Origin of the sequence: Haliea sp. (genome assembly GCF_040222615.1) — a bacterium.
GTDB lineage: Bacteria > Pseudomonadota > Gammaproteobacteria > Pseudomonadales > Halieaceae > Haliea.
The window spans coordinates 28,945-41,622 of the sequence record NZ_JAVKCQ010000144.1; the positions used below are offsets into that span (position 1 = coordinate 28,945).

9 protein-coding genes are annotated in these 12,678 nt (G+C 64.0%); 1 reads left to right on the top strand and 8 read right to left on the bottom strand.

Annotated features, from left to right (window positions below; all coding sequences use genetic code 11):
* Position 1 precedes the first annotated feature (1 nt).
* The 7 genes from RJQ10_RS11860 to RJQ10_RS11890 all read right to left on the bottom strand — a co-directional run bounded on the left by RJQ10_RS11860 (position 2) and on the right by RJQ10_RS11890 (position 10,679).
* Positions 2-841 carry an HAD-IIB family hydrolase gene (locus RJQ10_RS11860; protein WP_350146819.1) on the bottom strand — a complete coding sequence of 280 codons (840 nt, stop codon included), beginning with the start codon at positions 839-841 and terminating at the stop codon, positions 2-4.
* On the bottom strand, positions 838-1,755 hold the full coding sequence (locus RJQ10_RS11865) for a hypothetical protein (protein ID WP_350146821.1): 918 nt from the start codon (positions 1,753-1,755) through the stop codon (positions 838-840). The genes RJQ10_RS11860 and RJQ10_RS11865 overlap by 4 nt, the downstream gene beginning before the upstream one ends.
* A 115-nt stretch (positions 1,756-1,870) precedes the next feature.
* Positions 1,871-3,562: a dihydrolipoyllysine-residue acetyltransferase gene (gene aceF / locus RJQ10_RS11870; RefSeq protein ID WP_350146823.1), complete on the bottom strand. Its 1,692-nt coding sequence runs from the start codon at positions 3,560-3,562 to the stop codon at positions 1,871-1,873.
* A 20-nt stretch (positions 3,563-3,582) separates the two neighbouring features.
* The gene (aceE, locus tag RJQ10_RS11875) at positions 3,583-6,234 is read right to left on the bottom strand and encodes a pyruvate dehydrogenase (acetyl-transferring), homodimeric type (RefSeq protein ID WP_350146824.1); all 2,652 of its coding nucleotides are present in this window, start codon (positions 6,232-6,234) and stop codon (positions 3,583-3,585) included.
* 245 nt (positions 6,235-6,479) lie between these two features.
* Positions 6,480-9,344 carry an insulinase family protein gene (locus RJQ10_RS11880; RefSeq protein WP_350146826.1) on the bottom strand — a complete coding sequence of 955 codons (2,865 nt, stop codon included), beginning with the start codon at positions 9,342-9,344 and terminating at the stop codon, positions 6,480-6,482.
* Between the two features lie 3 nt (positions 9,345-9,347).
* Entirely contained in the window at positions 9,348-10,427 is a 1,080-nt protein-coding gene (locus RJQ10_RS11885; protein WP_350146828.1) for an AI-2E family transporter, read from the bottom strand.
* 18 nt (positions 10,428-10,445) lie between these two features.
* On the bottom strand, positions 10,446-10,679 hold the full coding sequence (locus tag RJQ10_RS11890) for a sulfurtransferase TusA family protein (RefSeq protein ID WP_350146830.1): 234 nt from the start codon (positions 10,677-10,679) through the stop codon (positions 10,446-10,448).
* 196 nt (positions 10,680-10,875) lie between these two features.
* On the opposite strand from RJQ10_RS11890, the gene RJQ10_RS11895 reads away from it, so the two are divergent.
* A complete protein-coding gene (locus RJQ10_RS11895) occupies positions 10,876-12,348 on the top strand; it encodes a M48 family metalloprotease (protein ID WP_350146832.1) in 1,473 nt (490 codons plus the stop codon).
* A gap of 55 nt (positions 12,349-12,403) precedes the next feature.
* Here RJQ10_RS11895 and nadA read toward each other — a convergent pair.
* Positions 12,404-12,678 (bottom strand): quinolinate synthase NadA (gene nadA, locus RJQ10_RS11900; RefSeq protein ID WP_350146834.1); only part of this gene is annotated, 275 nt, incomplete at its 5' end.

Here is a 12,678-nt window from a genome sequence, read left to right on the forward strand (position 1 = left end):
GTCACTCCTGTGAATACGGGTCCAGGTGTTGCAGCCACTCCAGCACTCCCCGCGCCCAACCTGCGGGCCCGAATTCCTCGCTGTAGCGGGTATTCTCCTGCCGCTGTAACGGCGGGAAGCCGTGCACCGGGGAGCGGATCACGAGCGCATGGCGCGCACTTTCGAGCATAGCGCTGTCATTGGCGCTGTCACCTATGGCCAGATCATGCACATCCCGTGCCGGATCCACTCGCTGGTAGCAATTGCGCAACCAGCGCAACGCCGCGCCTTTGTCACAATCGCCCGCCACACTGAGGAAACGCCCGCCCTGCAGCACCGTGGCCCCGGACGCGGACAGGGCCGCAGCGAAGGCCTCGCGGCCCGCAGCGTCGCCCCGCCAGAGCACCGGTTCACTGTAGTCGCGCTGCAGCGCGCGCGTGGCAGCCTCCGGCTGCAAACCGGTGGCCGCCATCACGCCGTCCAGGCCCATGGCCTCGAAATGCGTGAACTGCGCACCAAACTCAGGCTTGAGTCGCGCCAGCTCCAGCAACCAGCGCTGCCGGGGCGGTGCGAACTCGCGTACCCAGCCGTCCCCGTCGGGCCTGCAGTCGGGCGGCGTCCGGTCCAGACTTGCAGCGGGAACAAACACCGCCGCACCATTTTCCACGATGAATGGATCGCTATTGCCCAGCTCTCTGCGCAGCGGCTCAATCTCGGCCCGGGTCTTGCTGCTGCAGAGGATCAGCGGTATCCCGCACTCGCGCAGGGCCTCAACAGCGGGCAGGGCCGCCTGAAAGCTGTAACTGTGGTGGTCCAGCAGTGAGCCGTCCAGGTCGCTGAACACCAACAGCAGGGGGCTCATTCGGGCACCCCGGGGCCATGCCAGGCACTGATCACCCGCTCGCGGTCCAGCTCCCAGACCACCTCCATGCGCGGCGCCAGGGTGGCCAGGCAATGCCGCGTCAGGCGTTCGTAGTGCTGGACGAAGCGGGCGAGAGCCGCTTCATCCATGACCCGGGAACCGGCCACAGGGCTCTGGGCCGCGGCCAGCTTGCGTTCCTGCTCGGTGCGCCAGCGCAATACCTCGTCGAAGGACGGCGCCCGCAGCATCAGCCAGACATCGACCCGCTGGTGCAGCCGGGCGTAGTCACCGGCCAGGCAATCGTTGGCATGGCGGCGCCAGCGGCCCTCGCTGTCTTCAGTCCGCTCCAGGGCATTACAGGGCTGGGTGAGGTCCGCTTCAGTTTGGGGCGCAGCGCCGAGGCACCAGCCTTCCAGCAGGATAACATCCAGCGGCGGCTGCACCCGCGGCCACTGTTCCGCCGGCGCGCGGTCGTCCCGCGCCTTGTCGAATCTCGGCACCGCCACCGGCTGGGTTTCCGGCGCCGAACCGAGGGCCTCGAGGATCTGCAACAGCAGGGTAATATCGTGGGTGCCGGGGACGCCGCGGGTACTGAACAGGGGATGTACCTGCGCCGCCAGCCGTTGGCGCTGGAGCCGCGTCAGATAGACATCGTCGATGGACAGGGACAGGGCGCGCAAGCCCGCTTCCTGCACCAACCACTGGCAGAAGTAGTCGCTGAGCGTGGTCTTGCCCGAGCCCTGCGCACCATTAATGCCCACCACCAGCGGGCAATTCGCACCAGAACGGTGCGCCGCCAGCCTGGCGACGACCGGATCGAACCAGCGCGCGGCCTGCTCGAGATAGCCAGCCGGCAACAGCTGCTGCTGGAGAAACTGTTCGCGCCAGTCTGTCGGTGAGTCGCTTTTCCCCATCACCTCGCTCTTCTCCCCACCTGCTTGTTCCCAATGTACTAGCAGGTCGCGTGCCAGCCCTCACTCCGTTCCGGTCAATGGTCTGGCGCGAGGGCTGCGGATCGCCAAGCGCCGTCTACAACAGCAGGCGGCGTATATCCCCGAGCAATGCCACCAGTTGGGTACAGAAACGGCCGGCGTCGCCACCATTGATGACCCGGTGGTCGTAGGACAGGGACAGGGGCAGCATGGTGCGGGGCTGGAAGGCCTGCCCGTCCCAGACCGGCTTGACGCTGGCCCGGGACACGCCGAGGATCCCCACTTCCGGCGTATTGACGATGGGCGAGAAGCCGTTGCCGCCAATACCGCCAAGGCTGGAAATGGTAAAGCAGCCGCCCTGCATCTCCGCCGGCTTGAGCTTGCGTTCGCGAGCCTTTTCGGCCATCTCCAGTACTTCCTCGGCGAGTTGCCAGAGGGATTTCTGGTCGACGTCGCGGATCACCGGCACCATCAGGCCCGCTGGCGTATCCACGGCCATGCCAATGTGGGTGTAGCGCTTGTAGACCAGGTTTTCGCCATCCGCTGACAGGGAGGCGTTGAACTTCGGGTTGTCCCGCAGGGCGATGGCACAGGCCTTGAGCAGGAAGGGCATCGGGGTCAGTTTGGTGCCGCGCTGCTCCGCCTCGGCCTTGAGCGCTTTGCGGAACGCTTCCAGTTCGGTGATATCCGCATCGTCGAACTGGGTGACATGGGGCACATTGAGCCAGCTGCGCTGCATGTTGGCGGCGGTCAGCTTGTCCAGCTTGGTCCGGGCCACGGCCTCGGTCTCTCCAAAAGCGCTGAAATCGACTTCCGGCACAGCGGGAATCCCGGAGCCCGAGGTGACTGCCGCAGCCTTGCCGCTCAATGCCCGCTGCACGAAGCCCTGTACATCCTCTTTCAACACCCGATCACGGGGGCCACTGCCGGACACCTTGGTGAGATCCACACCCAGTTCCCGTGCCAGCTTGCGCACAGCGGGCCCCGCATAGACGATCTGCTCATCCGTGGGTACCCGCGGCGGCGTCGCTTCCGCAGCGGTTACCCGCTCTGTGGCCGAACGCCTGGCTGGTTGCTCCACCGCGACCTCGGCCTGGCCGGAAGCAGTCGCGGCAGAATCCGTTTGTGGTGCCGGCTCGCTGCGGTCGGAACCACCGCCCGCATGTTCCAGCACCACCAGCGGATCGCCCTGGCGCACCGCTGTGCCTTCCTTCACCAGCCACTTCACAACGGTGCCGGCATGGGTCGAGGGCACCTCCATGGATGCCTTGTCCGACTCCAGCACCACCAGCGAGTCGCCCTCCTCGACCTGGTCGCCCACCTGGACGCTGAACTCGATAAGATCCACGTCGTCCTCGGTGCCGATGTCCGGTACCGTGATGGTGATTTCCCGGACAGCGCCGGTACTGTCCTCGGCGGCTGCACCGCCATCCTTGTCCGCAGCGGCGGTAGTTGCTGCCTGCTCCTCCGGCTCTGCGGCCGCTGCCGCGGCAGGCTCCGCCTGCCCCCCCCTGGGCGGCGCGGGCTCGTCGGCATCCCCGGCCTCCTCCCCCGCTGTCTCCACCACCAGGATGGGGGCGCCCTCGGCCAGTTCATCGCCAACCTTCACCAGCACCTGCAGCACCTTGCCGGCCACGTCCGAGGGGATTTCCATGGACGCCTTGTCCGATTCCAGCACCAGCAGGCTCTGCTCCAGTTCAATTTCGTCGCCCACCGCGACCAGCAGTTCAATGACTTCGGCGCCTTCCGCGCCGCCGATATCCGGTACCGTTACCTGTTTCTTAGCCATGCGCTTCGTATCCTGTACCGTTATACCGTCAGCGGGTCGAGCTTGTCGGCGGAAATGCCGAGTGCCTGCATCGCGTCCACCACCACAGCGGGTTTCACCGCGCCCTCGTCGGCGAGTGCCCGCAGGGCTGCCAGCACCACGTATTCGCGACTCACCTCGAAGAACCGACGCAGGCGGTCACGGGTATCGCTGCGGCCGTAGCCATCGGTGCCGAGCACCATGTAGGGACGCGGAATGAACTGGCGCAACTGCTCGGCATGGGCCTTCATATAGTCCGTGGCCACCACCACCGGACCGTCGTGGCCCTCCAGCTGTGTCGTCAGCCACGGGACCTGTGGCTCCTCTCCCGGGTGCAGCAGGTTCCAGCGCACAACCGCCTTGCCCTCTCGCTGCAGCTCATTGATGCTGGTCAGGCTCCAGATATCCGCGGCCACGCCGTAGTCCTGCTCCAGCAGGGCTGCGGCGGCCTCCACTTCCCGCAGGATCGTGCCGGCGCCCATCAACTGCACCCGAGGCCCTTTCTTCCGACTGGAGCGCTTGAGCTGGTACATGCCGCGGACGATGCCCTCTTCAACGCCCTGCGGCATTTCCGGCTGTTGGTAGTTCTCGTTCATGGTGGTGATGTAGTAGAACTTGTTCTCCCCTTCCCGGTACATGCGCCGCAGGCCGTCCTGAATGATAACCGCCAGCTCGTAGGCGTAGGCGGGATCATAGCTGACGCAATTCGGGATGGTGCTGGCGAGCAGGTGGCTGTGGCCATCCTGGTGCTGCAGGCCCTCCCCGTTCAGCGTGGTGCGACCGGCGGTGGCGCCGATCAGGAAGCCGCGGGCCTGGCTGTCGCCGGCGGCCCAGGCCAGGTCGCCAATGCGCTGGAAGCCGAACATGGAATAGAAAATATAGAACGGCACCATGGAATAGCCGCTGGTGCTGTAGGACGTTGCCGCGGCGATCCAGGCCGAAAAGGCGCCCGCCTCGTTGATGCCCTCCTCCAGGATCTGCCCCTTCTGGTCTTCCTTGTAGAACATGATCTGCCCCGCGTCCTGGGGCGTGTAGCGCTGCCCCATGGAGGAGTAGATACCGAGCTGCCGGAACATGCCCTCCATTCCGAAGGTGCGGGCCTCATCCGGCACAATCGGCACCACGCGCTCGCCGATCTGTTTGTCTTTCACCAGGGTGGACAGCATGCGCACAAAGGCCATGGTGGTGGAAATCTCGCGCTTGCCGCTGCCCTTGAGCTGATTGTCGAAAGCCGCCAGCGACGGGGTCTCCAGCAACTCCATGTCCTTGCGCCGGGCCGGGATGGATCCGCCCAGCTCCTCGCGGCGGCTTTTCATATAGCGCATTTCGGGGCTGTCCGGCGCCGGCCGGTAGTACGGCACGTCCTTCAATTCGGCATCCGAGATGGGAATACCAAAACGGTCGCGGAATGCCTTGAGGCTGTCCAGGTCGAGTTTCTTCAGGGAGTGGGTTTCATTGTTGGCCTCCCCTGCCTCGCCGGTGCCGTAGCCCTTCACGGTCATCGCCAGGATAACCGTCGGACGCTCGTGCTGGGCGACTGCCTCGGCGTAGGCTGCGTAGACCTTGTAGGGATCGTGACCACCGCGATTGAGGTACATGATGTCCTCGTCAGACAGGTCGCTGACCAGGTCGAGCAGCTCGGGATACTTGCCGAAAAAATGCTCGCGGGTGTAGGCACCGCCGTTGTACTTGTAGTTCTGCAGCTCGCCGTCACAAACTTCATCCATGCGCTGCTGCAGCAGGCCGGTGGTGTCCTTTTCCAGCAACGGATCCCATTTGCGGCCCCAGATGACCTTGAGCACATCCCAGCCGGCGCCGCGGAATACGCCCTCCAGCTCCTGGATGATTTTGCCGTTGCCGCGCACCGGTCCGTCCAGGCGCTGCAGGTTGCAGTTGACCACAAAAATCAGGTTGCCCAGACGCTCGCGCCCGGCCATTGAGATGGCCCCCAGGGACTCGGGTTCGTCGCACTCGCCATCGCCGAGGAAGCACCAGACGTTGCGGTCGCCGTGCTCCAGCAGGCCACGGCTTTGCTGGTACTTCATGACATGGGCCTGGTAGATCGCCTGGATTGGCCCCAGGCCCATGGACACCGTCGGGAACTGCCAGTAGTCGGGCATCAGCCAGGGGTGCGGATAGGAGGAGAGGCCGTTGCCGTCCACTTCACGGCGGAAATTGTCCAGCTGCTCTTCGCTCAGGCGTCCTTCAAGATAGGAGCGGGCATACATGCCCGGTGCGCTGTGGCCCTGGTAGAACACCAGGTCACCGGGGTGCTCGGCCTCCGCACCGCGAAAGAAGTAGTTGAAGCCGACATCGTAGAGGGTCGCGCTGGAGGAGAAGCTGGAGATGTGCCCACCCAGCCCCTCGTCATTATCGTTGGCGCGCATGACCATGGCCAGGGCATTCCAGCGCACCAGCGAGCGGATGCGGCGCTCCATGAACAGGTCGCCGGGCATCATTTTCTGGTCCTGGGGCGCAATCGTGTTGCGGAATGGCGTGGTGATGGCGGTCGGCAGCCTGACCCCGGTTTCCGTGGCGTGCTTGGCGAGCTCTACCAGCAGCTCGGCGGCGCGCTCGGGGCCACTGTATTTGCTCACGGCATCGAGCGCTTCCATCCACTCCCGGGTTTCGATCGGGTCCTTGTCTTCGGTCATGCGGCTATCGCTCCTGACGAGAGGTTGAGGCTGGGAAGCGGGGCAATTTTATAGTGTCAAATTAGAACCTTTCTGCGATTCCCCCGCTGCCGACAGTATAGACTCCGACTCCAACTCTTGCGCGAATCGAAGCAAAGTCAGTGAAAACAGCAGCCGCAAGGTACACCAAGACAGGCCGCGTGACAAACCGATGGTTCCTTTATAGAACCATCTTATTGCCATGCGCGACCAAAAAAGAATGGATACTATTCGATGGTGAAGAACGCCTGCCTGGCCTTGAGCGCGGCCGCGGACTCCACAGTCTCTCCGTAGCCCTCCGGCTGGGAGTTCGCCCTGCCCGGCGCGATTACCAGCAGGGAGTGGCGCTGCTCGCGGAACACGCCGGTGAAATAGGCGCTCCAGTCCTCCAGAGTCAAACTGCTCACCGCGTCCGCCATTTGTTGGCGGCCGTCGAAGGCAAACTCCTTCTTGGCGATGGACTGCCAGTAGAACTCGGCCCGCTCCCACAGATTCTTGTCCGGGCGCTGGATCTCAGCCACCAGCGACTTGCGATAGCGCAGGAACTGTTCCTCATCCAGCGCGCCCGTCACCCCGTCCATGTAGGTATCGATCGCACGGGTCACCTCGGGCGCGGAGGCGCTGGGTGACTGGATCAACAGCATCAAGCCGGGGATGTCCAGCTGCGGCCAGGGGAATGCGCTGACCACGTAGCCCAACTGCTGCTCGGTGCGCAACTCCTGGAAGAACCCGGTCTTGATGATGTGCGCCGTCAGCGCTGTCGCTGCCCGATCCCGCCAACTGCGATCGCGACCCTGCAGGTACCAGCCGACCACCGCGTCATCATGATCGACCGCGACCGGATAGAACAGGCTTTCGCCCGGTGCAATACGGGTCACCCGCAGGGGTGGCAGGGAAGGCGGCTCGCCCTCACCCAGCAGCTCACCGACCCGCGCCGCCAACTGGGGCACAATGGCGGCCTCGTAGTTGCCGTAGAGCATGGTCTCGGCGGTTGCCTGCGCCCAGAAGGCCTCCACCCATCCGTTCAGCTCCGCCAGGGTAATGCCCTGCAGAGCGCGGACCAGGCTCTCCTCGCCCCACTCACCGTGCAGCAGCGCCTCGCGCAGGTCATCAATTACCTGGCTGCTGGGGCGCTTGGCCACGCTGTTCTCCAGGTTGCGGATCATGTCGGCGCGAATATTGTCGAACCGCTGCTCGCCAAACGAGGACGCCTGGACCACATCCAGCAGGCGGTCCAGCAGCAACAATTGCTTGTCGTTGTAACCGCTGACCCGCAGGCTGATACCCTGGGCGTGCTTGTAGACATCGAAGTTGAGCCCCGCGAGCTGCGCCGGGTAGGCAAACTCAGTAACGGCGTCCTTCAGCAGCGCGGTATACAGCACCGCGGCGGCGGCCTGGGTCGCGCTCTCCCCCACCTCGGGCGAGCGGAAATTGATGTAGAGCGCGCCGCGCGGAATCGTAAATTCCGTGTCCTGCCCGAACCATACCGCCTGCCGGGTTTCCGCCAGAACCTTGACCGGCGCGCTGGCGACCGGGCTGGAGGACACCAGACTGGTATCCTCCGCGATGAACTCATTCGGAGGCGGCAGGGCCAGGCCGACACCCTGCACCGGGGCGGTCCAGCGTTGCAGCCGTTCCGGCGGCACCGGTTCGGCGCTGTAAGGTACCATATAGAACGGGGATTCCCGGTCGACTTCGAGCGACTGGTGGCTCAGGGTCACCAGGGCATTATCGGGAACCACCCGCGACAGCAATTCCGCCAGCATGACGGGATCGTAGTCGGACATCAGGCTGCCGCCGCGGAGAATGTCCTCGGGAGCGTAGTAGTGCATGCCGCTGGCGAGGGCGCTGGCGTAGTTGATGGGTTCAGATTTCTCCCGGAAGCGAAACTGCAGCTCGGCCAGACGCGACTGCTCATCATACAGCCATTGCTGGGGCCCCTCCTGGCGCAACATCTCCAGATAGGCGAACAACAGCTGCAGCACCCGCTCGCGCTGTGCCAGACCCTCCTCGGTCAGGCCGACACTGACGCTGAACAGGGCGCCGCCGCGCCAGCCAAGCCCCGAACCGGCGCCGAGGCTTTCCGCCAGGCCCTCCTCCTTCAGCCGGGCCAGCAGACTGCCGCTGCCCTCATGCCCAACGAGGTTGCCGAGGTAACCGAGCGGATTGCTGCGGTAGGCACTGCGATAATCCGGCACCGGGAACGACACCTCCAGCTGGCGCAGGGTCGCCTGGGGCTGCACCTTGACCAGCATGGGCAGAGCGTCGGGGGCAAACAGGGGAGCAGCAATCACCCCGGTTTCGATACCCCGGTTCGGTACCGGCGCAAACCGGGGCACTACCATCGCCTCCAGTTCATCCAGCGATTCAGCGCCGAAGACCACCAGCCGCATTTTGTTGGCGGAGTAATGCTGTTCGTAGAAGCGCAGCAGATCATCGCGTATCGGAGCCTGGGGCCGGTCCGCCAGGGTTTCCAGACTGCCTACGGTGAACTGGCTAAAGGGGTGTTCGGGGTTCATCACCGCCTGCAACACATCCAGCCCCCGTCGCGGGTCGCTGCGCAGCCCCATCTGGAATTCCGCTTCCACCGCATTCATCTCCCGTTCGACATAGCCCTCGTCGAAGCGCGGTGCAATAAAAAAGCGGGAGAACCTGTCCAGAGCGTCTTCAAGGTGGGGTGCCTGAATGTCAAAGAAATAATTGGTGTGTTCGAAACTGGTGTAGGCGTTGTGGCTGCCACCGTGCTCGGCAATGTATTGCTGATAGTCGCCGGCCTCTGGGTACTTGTCGGTGCCGAGAAACAGCATGTGCTCGAGAAAATGCGCCAGTCCTTCGCGGCCGGGCGGGTTATCGCCACTGCCCGCCAGGACATCCAGCGCGGCGGCGGCCTTGGGTGCCCCCGGGTCGGATATCAGCAGCACCTGCAGCTCGTTGTCGAGGGTCAGGTAACGGTAGGCATAGTCGTCATTCGGGCTTTGTACCGGCTGGGTCCCGGCACCGGGCAGGATGGCGGTGGCACAGGCCACCAGAAACAACAGCACAAAGCTGCCTGCCAGCGGCCGCAGCCAGCGGCCGAAGAGTGTTGCTTGCATGCCTTACTCCAGAGTCTTGGTGTGGCCCGGCCCTTCCATCGGAGTGGGCCAGGCATTGATGACAGCCTTGATCAGGGTGGCGAGCGGAATGGCAAAAAATACCCCCCACACTCCCCAGATACCGCCGAAAAACAGCACCGCCAGGATGATGGCAACCGGGTGCAGGTTCACTGCCTCGGAGAACAGCAGCGGCACCAGAACATTCCCGTCCAGCCCCTGGATAACAAAGTAGACAAGCACCAGGTAATAAAATTCACTGGCAAAACCCCATTGGAAATATCCCACCAGCAGCACCGGGAAAGTAACCAGTGCCGCCCCCAGATAGGGAATGATCACCGACAGACCGACGGACAGGGCCAGCAGAGCGGCATAGTTGAGGCCAAGCAGGACAAAACTGAGGTAACTGACCGAGCCCACGATCAGTATTTCCAGTACTTTGCCGCGGGCGTAGTTTGCGACCTGGGTATCCATCTCGGTCCAGATACGCCGCAGCAGGGGCCGCTCCGTGGGCAGGAAAGTCCCCAGCCAGGACAGGATCAACTGCCGGTCCTTGAGAAAGAAAAACACCAGGATCGGGATCAGGATCATGTAGACCAGCACGGTCAGGATGCTGGGGATGGTCGCCAGCGACCGGGTCACCAGCTTCTGCCCCATCCCGCCCATTTCCGCCTGGGCGAGACCGACCATCTGATTTATCTGCTGCTGGCTGAAAATCTCCGGGTAGCGCGCCGGCAACACTGCCAGCAACTGCTTGCCCTGCTCCAGCATCCGCGGCATTTCCGTCGCCAGGGACACCAGCTGGCGCCACACCAGAGGCAGCAGCCCCAGGGTCACACCGAAAAAGATGCCTATAAACAGGATGTAGGCGACCGTAACCCCAACCCATGACGGCAAGCCGGTGGCCTGCAGGCGCCCGGCCAGGCCTTGCATGAGGTAGGCCAGCACAATGGATGCCAGCACCGGGGCGAGGATATTGCCTATGGTCATCAGCAGCAGCACCGCGACGACCAGCAGCACCAGCAACAGTACCGACTCTTCCTCGAACAGGTAGCGTTTGTACCATTTATTGAAGATATCCAGCATGGATTCGGTCCCGGGTGCCTACAACTTCTGCAAAAGGTAAATATAGACGCCAGCACGTTCTTCTGACGCCAGGAGAGTATGCCCTGACTGCTCGGCGAATACCCGGAAATCCCGTACCGAGCCCTGGTCTGTAGCCAGTACCCGCAGGCATTCGCCGGACTGCATTCGATTCAGGGCGCGCTTGGCATGCAGCAGGGGCATGGGACATTGCAGCCCGCAGGCGTCCACCTCTACCGCCACTTCATCTGTCACCTTGTTCTCAGTCTCCTGTCAGCGTGGCGCACGAGTATATCCATTCGCTGCCGACACCCCAAACTGGATTGAACTTTTCCGCGCTGCCGCCATCCCAAGGCCAGTACCGGTGCTGGGCCGACAACAGGCAGCTGGCGTACAATGAACAACTCGCCGGAAAATATCCGGCGCCCAATCCGCGGTGAAGACCCCTGGTATGAGTTTACGTCCCCCAAAGCGCGCCCGGCTGAACGCCACCACACTGGCGCTGCTGCTCGCCCTGCTCCTGCCGGGCGCGGACCTGCGCGCCACCGAAGGGCTCAAGCTGCCGAACCTCGGCGAGTCCAGTACCAGTCTGTTTTCGGCCGAGTACGAATACCAGCTGGGGCGCACCTGGCTGCGCATTTTCCGCAACCGGGCGCCGATTGTCGATGACCCGTTGCTGTTCGACTACCTGGAAGACCTTGTCTACCGCCTGGCAACGCACAGCCAGCTGGAGGACCGCCGGATAGACCTGGTAATCGTGGACAGCCCCGAGATCAACGCCTTTGCGGTGCCAGGCGGGGTGGTTGGCGTCAACAACGGCCTGCTCCTCTACGCCCAGACCGAGGACGAACTGGCCACCGTGCTGGCGCACGAACTCGCCCACCTGAGCCAGCGCCATTTCTCGCGCCGGGTGGAGTTCCAGCGCAGCCAGCAACCCCTGAACCTGGCGGCCATGCTGGCCGGCTTTGTCCTGCTGGCCACAGCCGGCGGCGAAGCTGGCATGGCGGCACTGTCCGCCGCCCAGGCTGCGGCCCAGGATTCGGCGCTGCGCTACAGCCGCGGCAACGAATCGGAGGCAGATCGGGTCGGCATGCAAACCGTGGTGGCGGCGGGCATGGATCCCCACGCCGCGGCCTCCATGTTTGAGCGCATGATGCAGGCGTCGCGCTACGCCAGCGGCAACCGCATCCCGGAATTCCTGCGCACCCACCCCCTGTCAGAAAACCGCATCGCCGATACCCGCAACCGGGCCCGCCAATACACCCGACCGCCGCTGCGCGACGACACCGAGTACCAGCTGATGCGCGCCAGGGTAATCAATCACCTGGCCGCCACACCGGAGGAGGCCATCCAGAAATTCCGCGGTGAACTGGACGGCGATACCCGTTCGCGGGAAGCCTCCACCTATGGCCTGGTACTGGCCCTGACCGAGGCTGGCCGCGTCGACCAGGCCGCCCTGGAGCTCGACAGCATCTGGTCACAAAGCCCTGACCGACTGGAATACAAGCTGGCCAACGCGGAAATCCTGATGACCCGGGGCGAGCCTGACAAGGCCGCCGAGCTGCTGTCCGGAGAGCTCAAGCTGACGCCGGGCAACCACCCGCTGACCATGGCCTATGCCACCGCGCTGATGCAGGGTCGCAAGCCGCACCTGGCAGAAGCGGCACTGCTGGACCAGAGCCGGAACCGGCCCGACGACCCGGCGCTTTGGTACCTGCTGGCTGAAGTGCAGGGCCTGTCGGGGAATATCGTCGGCCTGCACCAGTCGCGCGCCGAATACTTCATCCTCACCGGCAACATGGATGAGGCCGAGCGCCAGCTCAACTATGCGATGAAGCTGGTGGGCAGCGATCACGTCACCGCCGCACGCCTCAACGAACGCTTGCGCGACGTCGCGACCCTGCGCCAACGCATGGAAATCTAATCAGGTGCGGCCGGCCAGGTGCGGCCGGCGAGGTGCGGCCGGCGAGGTGCGGCAGTCAGGCGTTGCCGATCACGCCTTTGCGCAAACCGGCAGCAAAATCCAGCATGCGCCGCAGAGGCACCATGGCCCGCTCGCCGATGGCGGGGTCGACAAACACTTCGTTGTCGGTGCGCCCAAACACCTGGTCAAGGGATTCCAGTTCGTTCATCGCCATCCACGGACAGTTGGCACAGCTGCGGCAGGTCGCGCCATTACCTGCAGTCGGGGCGATGATGAACTCCTTGTCCGGCGCCTGCTGCTGCAGCTTGTAGAAAATGCCCTGATCGGTAG